The organism is Methanoregula sp. (assembly GCA_041645435.1).
Classification (GTDB): domain Archaea; phylum Halobacteriota; class Methanomicrobia; order Methanomicrobiales; family Methanospirillaceae; genus Methanoregula.
The window spans coordinates 99,240-114,377 of the sequence record JBAZQB010000003.1; the positions used below are offsets into that span (position 1 = coordinate 99,240).

A 15,138-nucleotide genomic window follows, 5' to 3' on the forward strand; every position below is an offset into this window, starting at 1 on the left:
CCACTGAAACCCGGGGGCTGGCTGGTCTCGCGAGGATTGACAGGAACAGGTCAGAATAGTGAAGTGGGCGGGGGAGGAATAGAAAATAAGCAGGCTAAACAAAGGAATGGCGAAGTGACGATGCAACCAGTCCAGGAATACCTGAATCATCAAATGAGCTAAACCTTATCTCGTACTATCCTGTACGCCCCGTGCGGAACATGGATCTCAAACCGGACACCTTCCCCGTAGATTCCGGTTTCCCGGATCTGAATCCTGGTGAGGGCAAGGATTTCCCGGGTAAGGAAAAGACCCAGACCGGTATTCTTCCCGTACCCTTTATTGAAGATCCGTTCCTTATCAGATTGCAGGATCCCGGCCCCGTTATCCTCGTAGGTGATGAGAAATTCTTCCCCGGACTCCTGCCCCCTGATCCTGATCTCGGCAATGTGACCCCCGTGCCGGAGCGAATTATCGATCATGTTGTAAAAGACCCGGCCTAACATAGGATCTGCAAAGACGACAACATCTGCAAGCAGGGGGTCAACGAAAATCCGCGTTTTCTCCAGTCCGGGAAGGTACGGGTCAAGAGCGTTTTTTACCTTCTGCCATTGTGCAGACTGGAGCCCGAGCGTCTGGTAATCCCGCGTGAACTCGATCTGGCTCTGGAGAAGCTCCGCGTGATTCTCGGCATTTGTCAGGTAGTGATCGGTTTCTTTCGGAAGGGGTCCGGCCCGGGCCAGCTGGAGCGAACCCATGAGGGCCGTAAGGGTATTGAGGATATCATGGCGGGTGATGGAAGTGAGCAACTGGAGTTTCTCATTCGATTTTACGAGCCCGAGTTCCGTAAGGTGCCGTGTATGGCTGTCGTGGAGCAGGATGATGTTTCCACCGGGTACCCGGTCATAGCCGCAGAGCGGGATATGCCGGAGATCGTAATAATGGGGTTGGCCTTCAAGGGGGAGCGTGATGGTACGGGGGGCTTTAAGGCCTTTCCCGCACCCGGGATCGGACAGGACTACATCAGGAACAAGGGAATCTGCCATCACGCCGATGAGCGTGTTACGATCTGTTCCTATGATCCGTGCAGCTGCAGGGTTTACTTCCACAACCTTGTTCTGGATATTGACGATGATGACCCCGTCGGTCATCTGGTCAAAAAGAACGGGGATGGCAACCGGTGTCAGGGTGAGGAACTGGTAACGCGATGTCGCAACATAGAGGGCAACTGCCGTGAGAATGAAACCACCGAGAACAAGCGCTACCGAAAATAGGGAATCCGGCATGAAAATTAGAACGTTGTGCATGAAAAAAGGCACAACAAATGCGAGCAGGATTGCCACAATCTGGATCCGGTAGACAGGGGGTGAACGAAAAAATCTGCTTACTGCCAGAGAGAGACCTGCAATGACCAGCACCGAAGAATAGAGATGACTGAGCCAGAAGAATGGGCCGGGTGTGAACCAGAAAATTAACCTTTCATCAATAATTGTTGAAGAGATCCCGATTACAAAGAGGTTGTGCAGCGAAGGGGTCATCGCCACTATGAGTACGAGAGCGGGAATCAGGCAGGTTAGCGCAAGCATACGGGGAGTAATGCGCTCGATTTCTCCGATATACAAGAGGATGAAATAAAACGACAAGACGGGTAAGAAAAGCCGCAGCGGCAGTTGAAGTATGACAAGAATCAAGCTCAGCGTGGGATCGACAGTTGCCAAAGAGAGGGTGAAAAGGAACGAGTACAGGGATGCACAAGCCAGAATGAGTACCGCGACCCGCCCAATCAAACCGTACGGGAACTGCAAGGTAAGATAACCGATGATAAGAAGGAAAAAAGTGGCAGTAAGTCCTGCAACAACAAGAGGTGTGATTGACAACAACGTCATGAACCGGTTCCCTGCACAACCATTGACACTTATAGACGATAGGAATAGAATGACAATAAATGCTTGTGTACGGTTACGATAGTCCCCGGCCATCGGAGACCGGCTTTCTTCCCACCACCTTTTTTAGGTCAGAGGCTCCCTCACTACGAAGGGAGCCCAGCCTCCATTTTGTGCTACATTCGTGAAAAATGGTGCTGATTATTTTTAAAAAAAAAACAGTCTGCACCGGTTCTGACTGGTGCCGGCGTTTTTAGGGCTTGGAGAAAAACACGGGGGGACTTTTGGGAGAGTGAGCGGTACCGGAAAGAGCTCAGCTTCTCCGGAACCGGAAGGCCCGGGCCCCACCAGTCCCCTCCGAAACCCGGGGGCTGGCCGGGTCTCCGCGTAACGGCCCAGCCTTGAGCCGGTCATCGCATGCCGTTTGACAATTGTCCGGTACATGAACGGGCCCGGGGCGGGCAGTTACTGGAGATTTTGGGGGAGTGAGCGGTACCGGAGGGTTGGGAACTCCCCATACCATCAAAATGCCTTTGTAGGGCAACAACAATTATGGTACAGAGGCATCTTTATGGGAACCGAAGGAGTATCCCTCAATACCGTTCTTGAATACGTCGAGAAGCTCGATATCGAAGACCAGCAATATCTCCAGGAGATCATCCACCGCAGGCTTATCGACGCAAAACGCATGGCTATTGTCAGCAGGGCAAAGCAGGCAAAAGCAAACGTGCAGAAAAACAAAAGCCGGAGCGGAACGGCAAAAGATCTTCTGGCGGATCTGAATGGTTAAACTCATCTGGGAGGAGCGGTTCAAGAAGATCTACAAGAAATGGTCGAACCAGCACCCGGATCTGAAAGCACAATTTGCCAAAAAGATTGTTCAGTTTGAAGAAGATCCGTTTCATCCTTCATTAAAAACCCATACGTTAAGCGGGGTCCTGAAAGGACTCTGGTTGTTCAGGATTACGTACGAGCACCGCCTCATTTTCGATTTTATTGATGAAAGCCGGACACAAGTTGTACTGATCGATATCGGTTCACACGAAGAAGTGTATTAACGTTCAAATCTTTATTCAGAAGACTATTTTCCCAAGTCCCCGCTGAAACCCGGGGGCTGGCCGGTCACCGCGTAACGGTCCAGCCGGGAGCCGGTGTGCATGGGGCGTTTGACAATTGTCCGGAACATGAACGGGCCCGGGATGTGCATGTACCGGAGATTTTGGGAGATTGGACGAGTGCTATTATAAATTAGTCATCAGCTCTTTCCAGGAGAGCCTTCACTTCGCGGTTGAGCGTGGGCAGGTTGGTTTCCAGTACACCCCAGACAACTTTGTCTGAAATTGTTGCGTACCCATGAGTCAGCCGGTTACGAAAAGAAATAATTCTCGATGAGTTGCTGATCAATTCTGCAACAGAAGGATCGTGCTGGATGGCTTGATTGAGCGCCTCTCCGATTATTTCAAACTGGCGCTCGACACCCGATCAAAGTAGAGGATCGTTCTGGTAATCGGCAAGAGTCTTACCGGCAGTAAATTGTGCAATCAGATCGGAAGCTTCTGCGATATCGAAAAAATATTTCTTTGTCTCATGCGGCTGCATAAATTTCGACCTGCGTATCTTCAAGGGATTTGCGGAAATATGGATTGCGGACTCCACCCGGCTCGACAAGATCAACCGGGCGATTGAGCAGGTGTTCGAGATCCTCTGCGAGCCCGAAGTACTGGTCTGCATGCTCCGCGGGTTGCATCTTTTCAAATTCAACGAGCAGATCAAGATCACTCCTGTCAGGATCAAACCGGTCATCTGTCGCTGAGCCGAATACTGCGAGACGGCGGACCCTGCGGTGAGTACATATCCTGATTATCTCTTCTAAATTCTGCTCGATGATGCGGTGCATGGGTAGATCCCGGACTCTTGGGAGTCTGTTTCTTAGTAATGTGGTGATCGTTCTCCCTGATAGTGCTTGCGATGACAAAGCCTCGGATCAATCGGGATCTCCATACGGGAGTGGAAAGTTTGGCCGGTTCCGGCGTTTTTGGGGCTCGGTGAATTTCGCGAAAGGGGAGTTTTGGGAGAGTGAGCGATACCGGAAAGGGCTCAGCTACTCCGGAACCGGAAGGCAGTCCTCACCCGTCCCTATTGAAACCCGGGGGCTGGCCGGTTCGCGTGACGGCCCAGCCTTGAGCCGGGAATCGCAAGCCGCTTGACAATTGCCGGAACAGGAACGGGCGCCATCCGGTTCACTCGTAATTGCCCTTTATCCCTGGGCTTTCTGCTTCATGTCCCGGGCAAACTCTTCCGCATTCCTGAGGTCTTCGGCATCGGGTTTATCCTTGTTGAGACCCCCGAAATATTTTAAGAAACTGTTCGTGTTCCACCCCGCACACCCGAATTCACCGATGACCGTGTACCCTTTTGACTTCAGTATTTCCCGGATCTGTGAGTGGTTATTCTCAACAAATTCCCTGTTGGCCGCGAAGGCCGGGGCTCCATAGGTCGAGAAGAGGAATGCTTTTTTATTGTTTACCTGCGGCAGCCGGTCGGCAAGGTCGAGGATGGATGCATCGAATGTCGCGCTATAGATCCCTGAGCCAAAACCTACAAGGTCATACTCTAAAATCTCGTCAGGATTAACCTGCTGTGGTGATTTTACCGGTGCACCAAGCACTTTTGCGATGACGTGAGCGATCTTCTCGGTATTTTTGTGATGATAGGAAAACACAACTACGAGAGCATTCTTTGGCAACTGATCCCCGGGCACTTTTTCATTCGTTTCCATTTTTTTACCTTTTCTTAGAACAGATATCTTTTGAACTTAATCCAGATTGCTCTCCGGCAAATCATTAAAATCAAGACCTGATTTTTCCGGGATCTTTTTCTCGAACCGGAAGGCCCGGGCCCCACCCGTCCCCGCTGAAACCCGGGGGCTGGCCGGTCTCCACGTAACGGCCCAGCCTTGAGCCGGCCATCGCATGCCGTTTGACAATTGCCCGGAACAGGAACGGGCAACGAAACATGCACTTATTGGATTTGGGGGACGGGGACCACGAAGAACATAGAGTACCCGTTACCGATGTTCCTGGTCACGTGGCCCTTGCCCGAGGTATCCTCCAGCAGGACGAGGTCCCCCGGTCCCAACCGCCTTACCGTGCCATCGGTTGTCTCCATTTCCACTGCACCCGACATGAGGACCAGGAACTGCCGGGTGGGACAGGGGTGCCAGTCGCCGATCCAGCCGGGCTGAAACGAATAGAAGCGATACTTCGACGCGGGTTTGTCCACGGAGATGTAGAACGGGGCAGCGGGGGGCGCTCCAGTCGCGAGATTCTGTTCGACCGTTACTGTATCAAAGTGCGAACCCCCCTGTGCGTCTGCATATAATCTGTGATACGTCACATTGGTGAGATTGGGCGAGAGTTTTTGAGCCATGGTTTGTTTTCCTCAGTACGATATGCGGGATGACATGCTTCCCGATGAGAGAATAAACAGAACGATAAAGGATAAAGGTTACGACACGTCTTAAAGTCTTATGAAATACGCAATTTTTTTACTGAAACCCGGGGGCTGACCGGTCTCCGCGTAACGGCCCAGCCTTGAGCCGGTGATCGCATGCTTTTTGGAGGAGAATTCAAAAGAACGTATCCGAACTGAAAAATTTAAGAAAAATCAGTACCCCATATTCACGACCGGGTTTATCCCGATGTCAAGGTATTGACCTTTTTCCCGGGTGTACTGCGGCCACGTGACATTGCCACCGGCCGGATCGCCGTTCTTTGCAAACCGTACCCAGGTATCCATCATCATATCGGAGACCCGGGCGCCAGCGGGATCCGGGACAATCGAAGAAGGCCGGAAGACGAAGAAGAGTTCCTCGCCATGGAATGCACCAAGCGAACTGTCCGGCAGCATCACATACGAGAACCGGTACAGGTACGTGTTCGGGTTCAGCTGCGATTGCGACCCGGCAACAAACTTTGCCGCAGCGCTGAAATCAACATCCGTCATGATCCGCCCCATCTGCTGCTGGACCTCTTCTGTAGTTGTAGCCGGGTATTTTTTTAGGACTTCCGGGGCATACTCGCCGAAGCGAGACCGGATATAGGTGTTGTATTGGGTAACGTTCATCCCGGTATTTGCGGCGAGCGTAGAATCTTCATTAGTGTTGGTCCCGATAATAAGGGGGACCGGGTTCTGCCGTTTCTCAAAGAAGATCTTCTCCGGATCCTCACGAATCAGGAGGCCGTCAACAGTAGGTTTGAACCGGAGCGTGTGGACCTTCCAGAATGCCGATGCCGGATCGGGTGTTGCATTGACAAGGGTCCATGCATCCAGACTCCGCATATTCCTGATAGCGTCCGGGCCTTCATACCCGAGGCTTTTTGCATATTCTATGCCATACTGTTCGGCTTCTGCCTTCGAGCTGATGATATTTAACGCAGACCCGTTTGTCCACAGGGGCCCGCTCTCGACAATCGCCTGCCGGTACAGCCCCCTCGTGTCATTGGCCGCGAGATGGACAAGAACACTTGTAGCACCGGCAGATTCCCCGAAGATCGTGATGCGATCCGGATCCCCGCCGAATCCCGCGATATTTTTCTTTACCCACTGGAGGGCAGCGGCCTGATCCTGCAATCCATAGTTGCCCGAAGAGTTCTTCAAGGACTCGTTCGCGAGAGCAGGATGGGCCAGAAATCCGAGCGGTCCCAGGCGGTAATTCAGGTTGACGAGAACAACGCCTTTTTTTGCAAGGCTGGTCCCGTTATAGAGAGGTATGGAGCCCGCTCCCTGAAGGAACGAGCCGCCGTGGATGAACACCATGACCGGACGTTTTTCATCCGGGCTCAAGGCCGGGGTCCAGACGTTCAGGTACAGGCAGTCCTCGCTCATATTCCCCGGCTGGCCTTCTGCAGATCTATCTGACTGGACAACCTGCGGGCATGCCGGCCCATATGCGGTTGCCGGGCGGGTACCCTGCCATGGCTGGGCCGGGACCGGTGGTCTCCACCGCAGGTCACCGGTCGGGGGCGCTGCGTAGGGTATGCCGAGGTAAGCCCTGATGCCGTCAGAGGAGGTTCCGGAGACCGGGCCGGATTCTGTCCTGACAATGCTGGAATCCGTAACCGTACTGGTACATCCCATGAAAAGGATGAACCCGGTAAGTAGAAGTACAATCATTATAAGACAAAGGGGGAGTCGATGTGTCACATCGTCAACAAGCACCGTCTTTCCCGGAATCCGGGTCACGATACGATCTCTATCTTGATGGCTTATTATTTTTCGGCATGAACAACGGTTTTCTTGGTAAATTGGATACAATCGAATTTTTGGAGTGGCCGGGAGATGGGTTTTTGTCACTGTAGAACGGTTATGCAGCCGGGGCCGGTTGGGGTGAGACGGAGCCCGTAAAGGTCGGGTACCGGGACGGGCATGTACCGGAGCGTTTGGGAGGGGGAACGGTACCGGAAAGGGCTCCGGCCACTACGCTACCGGAAAGCCCGGACCCCCACCCGTCCCCGCTGAAAGCCGGGGGCTGGCCGGTCTCCACGTAACGGCCCAGCCTTGAGCCGGCCATCGCATGCCGTTTGACAATTGCCCGGAACAGGAACGGGCACCGGACCGGGCAGGTACCGGAGATTTTGGGAGAGGGAACGGTACCAGAATGGGCCCGGCTAATCCGGAACGAGTCGGGTGCCATGCAGGGCATTTTTGAATTTACAACAACTTTTTTTACAAGATCTGAACAAACACATACTGTGATTATTTCGATTGATAAATCGAGACGATTATTCGAAGCGATTATTCCAAAACTGTTTAACAGGAAACTTTTTTTCATTCTGATTCTTATTCTGGCAATTGTCGGAACATCGCCCGTAAGCGCAGCAGCAATCGACGGTGTTATCGGGTTCCGGTGGAACACATCAGATCCTTCCCCCCGGTTGTATCAGATAGATTCAGACGGGGCGGTAATTCCTAATGCGACCGGGGACTGGTTCAACACTCACCCGCCGTGGAGTGGCATGAAAACGGTTGTGGTAAATGCAACCAACTCTACGCCGGTTCTCTACGGCACAAACAATCGTGGTGACGGTTTGGATTTAACCGGCACATACGGGGATGTGATGGTGGAGATCCCGCTATTTTATACGTGCAGTACCTATGCCAATGGGAATTTCTCTTACTGGATTTCACCCACTGCACAAGAAGCACTCCATTATACCGCAGCACCGATGTTCAACCAACGGGGTACCGGAACCGAAGCGGGAACAGCAGCAGCATACTATTACGTAGGCAGATACGATGCGAATCTGGTTGGCAGTAAATTACAAAGTGCAACCGACAAATCGCCGAAAGTGGATATGACTATCGCTTCCGCACGAACCTACGCTGAAAACAAAGGTGCCGGGTGGGGTATAACCAACGTCTGGACGTTATCAGCGTTACGACAACTGTTCTATACCGAAATGGTTACCTTAGACAGTCAGACAGCATGGACGGGTTCGAGGGGAATTGTTGATACTGGTGGCTCCACCCCTAAAAACAGTGGAGCGGATGGCATCGATGCAGCAATCTACACAATTAATGCCACGGGTAACGGGACGGGTCTCTATGGTAACACCCCTGTATCCTACAGAGGTATTGAAAACCTGTGGGGGAATGTCTGGCAGTTCCAGGACGGGTTTGCCGCAACAACAACCGGTTCTAATGTAATTAATGCAACGGGATTGGGACTAACCGGTCAGGCAACAACATTTGCCATTCCCTTGGGGGTAAACGACAACCAATCTGTCGGAGCACTTCCCCCAGAAGGCTGGCAAATAAATTTAACTAATACGGATGTTGCCCGACCGTTATTCCTACCGTCACAAACTAGTACTACAGGATATACAAACTCCTATTTATCGGATTATTATTATGCGCCGAGATCAGAAACTGCTGCCTCTCCAAATATTCTGCAGTCGGGCGGCTATTGTAATGATGCCGGGAACGCGGGGATCGGGGCTCTGGCTCCATCTGATATTGCGTCGTATACGTATGCGGTGGTCGGCGCACGCCTTGAGTTCAGAAGGAGTCTGGCGCCCGTGGTGAGTTTCAGTTCCAGGAACACATCAGTAGCAACCAACACTACCTCGCAGGGCTGGGCGGGTGTTGCACCGTTTAGCATGGTGTTCAACGACACATCGACCGGTACTCCGATAAGCTGGGTCTGGAACGCAACGAATGTAACCGGCAATAATGTACCGTTTTACATCAATACCACCACCGTGACGCTGGCAAACATATCGTACGAATTCAAAACGGCAGGCAACTTCACGATCAAACTGAACGCAACGAACACGTTAGGGTCGAGCATTTCGACGCAGGTCACGTGGGTGAATGTGAGTGCCGCTCCGGTAACCCCGGTCGCCAGCTTCAGTTCCACGAACACATCAGTAGCAACCAACACTACCTCGCAGGGCTGGTCCGGAGTTGCACCGTTTAGCATGGTGTTCAACGACACATCAACCGGTCCACCGACAAGCTGGGTCTGGAACGCAACGAATGTAACCGGCAATAATGTACCGTTTTACATCAATACCACCACCGTGACGCTGGCAAACATATCGTACGAATTCAAAACGGCGGGCAACTACACGATCAAACTGAACGCAACGAACACGTTAGGGTCGAGCATTTCAACGCAGGTCACGTGGGTGAATGTGAGTGCCGCTCCGGTAACCCCGGTCGCCAGTTTCAGTTCCACGAACACATCAGTAGCAACCAACACTACCTCGCAGGGCTGGGCGGGTGTTGCACCGTTTAGCATGGTGTTCAATGACACATCGACCGGTCCACCGACAAGCTGGGTCTGGAACGCAACGAATGTAACCGGCAATAATGTACCGTTTTACATCAATACCACCACCGTGACGCTGGCAAACATATCGTACGAATTCAAAACGGCAGGCAACTACACGATCAAACTGAACGCAACGAACACGTTAGGGTCGAGCATTTCAACGCAGGTCACGTGGGTGAATGTGAGTGCCGCTCCGGTAACCCCGGTCGCCAGTTTCAGTTCCACGAACACATCAGTAGCAACCAACACTACCTCGCAGGGCTGGGCGGGTGTTGCACCGTTTAGCATGGTGTTCAATGACACATCGACCGGTCCACCGACAAGCTGGGTCTGGAACGCAACGAATGTAACCGGCAATAATGTACCGTTTTACATCAATACCACCACCGTGACGCTGGCAAACATATCGTACGAATTCAAAACGGCAGGCAACTACACGATCAAACTGAACGCAACGAACACGTTAGGGTCGAGCATTTCAACGCAGGTCACGTGGGTGAATGTATCGGCAGCTACGGGAACTCCTCCCGTCGCCAGTTTCAGTTCCACGAACACATCAGTAGCAACCAACACTTCCTCGCAGGGCTGGGCGGGTGTTGCACCGTTTAGCATGGTGTTCAACGACACATCAACGAACACTCCGACAGCGTGGAAATGGGGTAGAAACAATCTCACTGTTGCCGCATGGGAACAGTTCAGCACAACCAATAACGCCACACAGGCATTTGTTGCAGGGAACTGGTCGGTCAATTTAACCGCAACAAACAGCGGAGGCTCCGGTATATCCGGAATTACGTGGGTGAATGTGAGTGCCGCGCCGGCAGCCCCGGTCGCCAACTTCGCCGGGACTCCCCTATCAGGCACGGCTCCACTTGCCGTGACCTTCACAGACACCTCAACCGGAACTCCGACAAGCTGGAACTGGGTTTTCGGTGACGGAAACACCAGCTCATCAACGAATCCGGTATTCACGTATGTAACCTCCGGCTACTTCACGGTAAAGCTGACTGCAGCCAATGCCTTCGGATCGAATGCCAAAACGATGTCTCAGTATATATCAGTCGCTGCGGTTTCCCGACAGAATAGCACAGCAAATGCAAATATCACCCAAACGACAAACGGTGGACAGACTAATGTTAATGTTTCCACTTGTGATCCGGGAATGACCGTAACAAATACCACCACTCAGGTTCTTGTGATCAATCCTGCACTCGGGTGGCAGAAATATACCTTTGACGGCGCGAATATTACGAAAAATACCTGCTATGTAAACATATCAGTTTCCAATGTCACGATGGACAGCACCCCATTTACAGCATCATTACCGGGTCTTGGAACGGTGAGCACATCACTTATCATTGGACAGAACCAGACAACAAGCGGCACACTTCAGCAGGAGATTATACCCGGAGCTAATACAACAGTAACGAATGCGTTCCAGCTTGCTGCAACAAACAACGGTCTGACATTGGGAAATATCGCATACACATTGCAAATTGGCGGTGCTGCACCGTTCAATAGAAATCTCACTGCAAGCGGCGTGATCATAAACATGAGCGCCAGTCACACATGGGTTCTTGCAAATGGAGGTACTGGTGCGATAAGGATCTTCAGGTACTCTGATACCGGGGTAGTGCAGATGCTGCCTACTACGTTCGTTGTCACCGATGCGGGAAGTATTGATTATTTCATAGCAACTTCAGTGAACGGATTTTCAGAATTTGGGCTCGGTGGAACAAGTACTACACCCGGTCCCGGTCCTTCCGGAGGTGGCGGTGGGGGCGGAGATAGCGATGGCCCCGTCAGCATGGTAACCCCGCAGCAGGTACCCATAACCACTAAAGTAAATGTTGGCGGTGATTCTGCCGTCACGCAGGTTACAATTACCGGCACAGGAATCTCCGGAGCTATCGTAACCGGTACCGTAGTCTCCGGGCCGGGACAGAACACTACACCACCGACCGGTAACGTGTACCAGTATATGGATATCACACCTGCACGGTACACCACCATCAGCGAAGCGATCATCTCATTCAAGGTGCCGGTCACGTGGCTGACTGAACACCAACTTACCCCGCAGAATGTCATCATGTACCATCTGGTGGAACAAACATGGGTTGCACTCCCCACAACGCTGGTCAAAGTTGAAAACGGAGTCGCGTATTACACGGCAGCAAGCCCCGGATTCTCGCGGTTTGCGATCACCGGACAGGCCGGTGTCACATCCGGTACACCGTTGGCAACACTTACGCCAGCAGGGCAGACCTATGGTGAACTGTCACCAGCAACAGCTACCAAAACCCCCACACCCGTTGCGGTTGTCGTCAGATCCGTAACAACGCAGACCACAGCCATACCGGCGGTCTCTCAACCGGCACCCGCTCTCCCGCTTCTGACCCTCGCGATTATTGGGGGGGTCGTTGTGGTGCTTGTCGCTGGAGGTTTTCTGATCCGGCGCTGGTGGATCCGGAGACAGAACCCGACGCTGTTCCGGGATTACGATTAATTTTTTTTCAAAGCTCCAAGGGTTACACTTCCCCTATCGAAAAAATCCGGCCGGGAAATTTCCGGCCCGGCCCCCCCGGCCCCACCCGCCCCCTCCGAAACCCGGGGGCTGGCCGGCTCTCGCGTAACAGTCCAGCCTTGTCCCGGTCATCGCACGCCGTTTGACAATTGCCGGAACATGAACGGGTACCGGAACGTGCATGTACCGGAGTGTTTGGGAGAGGGAGCGATCAGCGGAATTGATAAAACTCCCGAAATCGTAAATGCATTAATAACAAGAACACACCAACCACACACATACAGGAATATATGGACGCACTCGCACTCCTCCGTCAGCACGAACCGGAACTGAAAAAACAGTTCGGTGTGACGAAAATCGGCATCTTCGGCTCATTCGCACGCGGAGAGGAGCGGCCGGACAGCGATGTTGACGTTCTCGTCACATTCCAGAACGGCAGGAAAACGTTTGACAATTTTATGGGAACCAAATTCTATCTCGAAGATCTCTTCAAGCGGAAAGTTGATCTGGTGACGGACGCGGCACTCAAGCCCCTCATCCGGGATCCGATTCTTCAGGATGTAGTCTATGCCTAGGTCCCAGCTGCTCTACCTGAACGATATTTCAGAGGCAGCAGGAAATATCCAGTCGTATGTAGGTGACCTGACATTTGAGAAGTTCAAAAACGATCGGATGCGAATTGATGCGGTTGTACGCAATTTTGAGGTTATCGGGGAAGCGGTCAAGAACCTGAGCGATGACCTGAAGGCACAGTTCCCGGCAACTGACTGGAGAGCGGTTGCCGGGTTCCGTGACACCCTGATTCATGGATATTTTGGCATTGACCTGGAGATTCTCTGGGATATCATCGTGCATAAGATCCCGGTCTTACAAAAAGAAATTGCCGCGATTATCGCACACGAGAAAGCGAAGAACAAATAATAAAATCCCGGGTCTGATCTTTTTTCATCAATTATTTGATTCTTTAATTCAGTTTTACGTTTTGGTTTCTGTACCACTCGCATAGCCGGTGAGCCTGACAGAAGATAACCGATCACGATCCAACCAGAAAATAATCAAAACAAAACTATCAATCCGTATTGGGTGATACCGTACTATCTTCCTCCGGCAGTAATTCTTCAGAAGAACTTCTCTTTCATCACTGCATCTCTCTGGATGCGGTACGGTTTGGAACAATCAGGCCGGACCGGAAATTTTCTGATCCGGAATTTTTACCTGCGTACGAATGGGTGGAGGAGATAACCGGGTTCTTTCCCATTTTTTATGCGGTCGGGCAGATTGATGCCGTGTTACCCATGACGGGTTATGCAGATAACTGGAGGTACCTGACGGGCGGTGAGATGGTCAATGGGAGATACCAAAAGATCTACAACCACAAGGGAGATTTCACCAACCTTGCCGTGTTCTCGTTTGACACCATTGATGGAATATTCATGGACTTCCAGAGCTGGCATATTGCGCTCAATGCCTGCATGAATGGCGGGAATGTGACACCTGCCGAACAACGCATGATCTTCAAACCTTCGTGGACCCGCAGCCGCTGGATCCGGGCAGCACTGAATGGCACACATTCGGTTCAGCTTGTTGCACCTGAATTACCACTCCAGTTGGCAAAACGCGGGTATGTGAGAAATACCAAAACCAAACTGATTGTTGAGCGAATGGGTTTTCCCGAGATAACTATCAAGAGAGTGAAAGTGATGAGTATTTTATGACCGGACAACCCCGATGATGTAACCAGGAACCGAGTACGGAATCGAAATACATTTGGATTCCTGGAATACGGAAACGTTTCAATAATCCGGATTTTAAACCCATCGAATTCGACGGGTTTAGAAAACGTAGCAAGGCTTAGCAAAAAATCCTCAGCTTATGCAGTATCCAGTGATCGCACCCATTTACCGTCGGCAAAAACCCTCCCGGATACCCTATCTCCCACCCCCAATCCGGGCGCTCTACGGCCCCCGATTGTCCATTCTGATGATCATTTTCGCAAACGACTTGCCAAAAACACTGCACTTTTACACAGATTTTTAGAATATGCGTTTTCCGCATGATTTAAGCCAAACGGAGCGATTTCCATCGAGCCCTGAAACGCTATTGTACGCTATTGGGAGGCAAAACCCGAAGGGGCTGGGGGGGTAGCACGGTCAAAAGGAAAAGAACCCCCTTTTTGAGGCCCGGAACGAAGGACTCTCACGTCTGACACCGACGTGAATTTCCCGTTATTTCCAACCCTGAGTTCATGCAAACTATCCTGGAGGTGGACTTCGTTCCGGAAGAGATCGCGTGAAATCTTTTTTGAGCGGGGGCCGGGAAAAATTTTCGTGAAAATTCCGGTTGAAAATTTTCCGGGAAAAGTCCGGCCGGGAAATTTCCGGCCCCGCTGAAACCCGGGGGCTGGCCCTGTCTCCGCGTAACGGCCCAGCCTTGAGCCGGCGATCGCATGCCGTTTGACAATTGTTCGGTACATGAACGGGCACCGGGACATGCAAGTACCGGAAATTTTTGGGGGAGTGAGTGAACAAATGGGGCACATGGGGCACATGGGGCACATGGGGCACATTGAGTGTCATTTCCGGGATCTTTTTTATGTACAGATTTCTCGTAAGACTTTACAGAAAATGGGGTCTAAGTGCCCCATGTGCCCACCATGAGAAAGGCCCGGGCCCCACCCGTCCCCTCAAAAACCCGGGGGCTGGCCACTCTCGCGTAACGGCCCAGCCTTGAGCCGGTCATTGCATGCCGTTTGACAATTGCCCGGAACAGGAACGGGCACCGGGATGTGCCAGTACCGGCACATCCGGCACATTGCCAGCATTTTCCGGGATCTTTATTTTGTACATTTTTCTCGTGAGAGTTTCCGGAAAACAGGTACAATGTGCCGGAAGTGCCGGAGGGATTAGATGTTTTGG

13 protein-coding genes are annotated in these 15,138 nt (G+C 52.0%); 6 read left to right on the forward strand and 7 right to left on the reverse strand.

Translation table 11 applies throughout. The annotated features are described in order from the left end of the window. Positions 1 to 158: 158 nt before the first annotated feature. On the reverse strand, positions 159 to 1,865 hold the full coding sequence (locus WC593_07195) for a histidine kinase N-terminal 7TM domain-containing protein (GenBank protein MFA4824930.1): 1,707 nt from the start codon (positions 1,863 to 1,865) through the stop codon (positions 159 to 161). 568 nt (positions 1,866 to 2,433) lie between these two features. Between WC593_07195 and WC593_07200 the strand changes: the two genes are divergently transcribed. Both WC593_07200 and WC593_07205 read left to right on the forward strand, forming a co-directional pair. Beyond that, positions 2,434 to 2,652, forward strand: a complete 219-nt coding sequence (locus WC593_07200; GenBank protein ID MFA4824931.1) for a hypothetical protein — start codon at positions 2,434 to 2,436, stop codon at positions 2,650 to 2,652. Further along, complete coding sequence (locus tag WC593_07205) at positions 2,645 to 2,920, forward strand: type II toxin-antitoxin system mRNA interferase toxin, RelE/StbE family (GenBank protein ID MFA4824932.1); 276 nt, start codon at positions 2,645 to 2,647, stop codon at positions 2,918 to 2,920. Before WC593_07200 ends, WC593_07205 begins: the two co-directional genes overlap by 8 nt. A 23-nt stretch (positions 2,921 to 2,943) precedes the next feature. Here WC593_07205 and WC593_07210 read toward each other — a convergent pair whose 3' ends face one another. The 6 genes from WC593_07210 to WC593_07235 all read right to left on the reverse strand — a co-directional run bounded on the left by WC593_07210 (position 2,944) and on the right by WC593_07235 (position 7,566). Continuing rightward, positions 2,944 to 3,069: a hypothetical protein gene (locus WC593_07210; protein MFA4824933.1), complete on the reverse strand. Its 126-nt coding sequence runs from the start codon at positions 3,067 to 3,069 to the stop codon at positions 2,944 to 2,946. A 378-nt stretch (positions 3,070 to 3,447) separates the two neighbouring features. Further along, on the reverse strand, positions 3,448 to 3,759 hold the full coding sequence (locus tag WC593_07215) for a nucleotidyltransferase domain-containing protein (protein ID MFA4824934.1): 312 nt from the start codon (positions 3,757 to 3,759) through the stop codon (positions 3,448 to 3,450). 360 nt (positions 3,760 to 4,119) lie between these two features. Next, complete coding sequence (locus WC593_07220; protein MFA4824935.1) at positions 4,120 to 4,641, reverse strand: flavodoxin family protein; 522 nt, start codon at positions 4,639 to 4,641, stop codon at positions 4,120 to 4,122. 242 nt (positions 4,642 to 4,883) lie between these two features. Then, positions 4,884 to 5,291 (reverse strand): cupin domain-containing protein, encoded by a 408-nt coding sequence (locus WC593_07225; protein ID MFA4824936.1) that lies wholly within the window; start codon positions 5,289 to 5,291, stop codon positions 4,884 to 4,886. 237 nt (positions 5,292 to 5,528) lie between these two features. Continuing rightward, positions 5,529 to 7,106 (reverse strand): carboxylesterase/lipase family protein, encoded by a 1,578-nt coding sequence (locus WC593_07230; GenBank protein ID MFA4824937.1) that lies wholly within the window; start codon positions 7,104 to 7,106, stop codon positions 5,529 to 5,531. Positions 7,107 to 7,227: 121 nt separating this feature from the next. Then, entirely contained in the window at positions 7,228 to 7,566 is a 339-nt protein-coding gene (locus tag WC593_07235) for a hypothetical protein (GenBank protein MFA4824938.1), read from the reverse strand. 49 nt (positions 7,567 to 7,615) lie between these two features. On the opposite strand from WC593_07235, the gene WC593_07240 reads away from it, so the two are divergent. The 4 genes from WC593_07240 to WC593_07255 all read left to right on the forward strand — a co-directional run bounded on the left by WC593_07240 (position 7,616) and on the right by WC593_07255 (position 13,938). Next, the gene (locus WC593_07240) at positions 7,616 to 12,205 is read left to right on the forward strand and encodes a PKD domain-containing protein (protein ID MFA4824939.1); all 4,590 of its coding nucleotides are present in this window, start codon (positions 7,616 to 7,618) and stop codon (positions 12,203 to 12,205) included. Positions 12,206 to 12,513: 308 nt separating this feature from the next. After that, entirely contained in the window at positions 12,514 to 12,798 is a 285-nt protein-coding gene (locus WC593_07245) for a nucleotidyltransferase family protein (protein ID MFA4824940.1), read from the forward strand. Then, complete coding sequence (locus WC593_07250; protein ID MFA4824941.1) at positions 12,791 to 13,144, forward strand: DUF86 domain-containing protein; 354 nt, start codon at positions 12,791 to 12,793, stop codon at positions 13,142 to 13,144. Before WC593_07245 ends, WC593_07250 begins: the two co-directional genes overlap by 8 nt. Before the next feature lie 158 nt (positions 13,145 to 13,302). Next, the gene (locus WC593_07255) at positions 13,303 to 13,938 is read left to right on the forward strand and encodes a hypothetical protein (protein ID MFA4824942.1); all 636 of its coding nucleotides are present in this window, start codon (positions 13,303 to 13,305) and stop codon (positions 13,936 to 13,938) included. Positions 13,939 to 15,138: the final 1,200 nt, after the last annotated feature.

Excerpts from the sequence above, each read along its gene's own strand:
- WC593_07195 (MFA4824930.1), bottom strand. The coding sequence starts at position 1,865 with ATGACGTTGTTGTCAATCACACCTCTTGTTGTTGCAGGACTTACTGCC.
- WC593_07200 (MFA4824931.1), top strand. The coding sequence starts at position 2,434 with ATGGGAACCGAAGGAGTATCCCTCAATACCGTTCTTGAATACGTCGAG.
- WC593_07205 (MFA4824932.1), top strand. The coding sequence starts at position 2,645 with ATGGTTAAACTCATCTGGGAGGAGCGGTTCAAGAAGATCTACAAGAAA.
- WC593_07210 (MFA4824933.1), bottom strand. The coding sequence starts at position 3,069 with ATGCACATCCCGGGCCCGTTCATGTTCCGGACAATTGTCAAACGCCCC.
- WC593_07215 (MFA4824934.1), bottom strand. The coding sequence starts at position 3,759 with ATGCACCGCATCATCGAGCAGAATTTAGAAGAGATAATCAGGATATGT.
- WC593_07220 (MFA4824935.1), bottom strand. The coding sequence starts at position 4,641 with ATGGAAACGAATGAAAAAGTGCCCGGGGATCAGTTGCCAAAGAATGCT.
- WC593_07225 (MFA4824936.1), bottom strand. The coding sequence starts at position 5,291 with ATGGCTCAAAAACTCTCGCCCAATCTCACCAATGTGACGTATCACAGA.
- WC593_07235 (MFA4824938.1), bottom strand. The coding sequence starts at position 7,566 with ATGCCCTGCATGGCACCCGACTCGTTCCGGATTAGCCGGGCCCATTCT.
- WC593_07245 (MFA4824940.1), top strand. The coding sequence starts at position 12,514 with ATGGACGCACTCGCACTCCTCCGTCAGCACGAACCGGAACTGAAAAAA.
- WC593_07250 (MFA4824941.1), top strand. The coding sequence starts at position 12,791 with ATGCCTAGGTCCCAGCTGCTCTACCTGAACGATATTTCAGAGGCAGCA.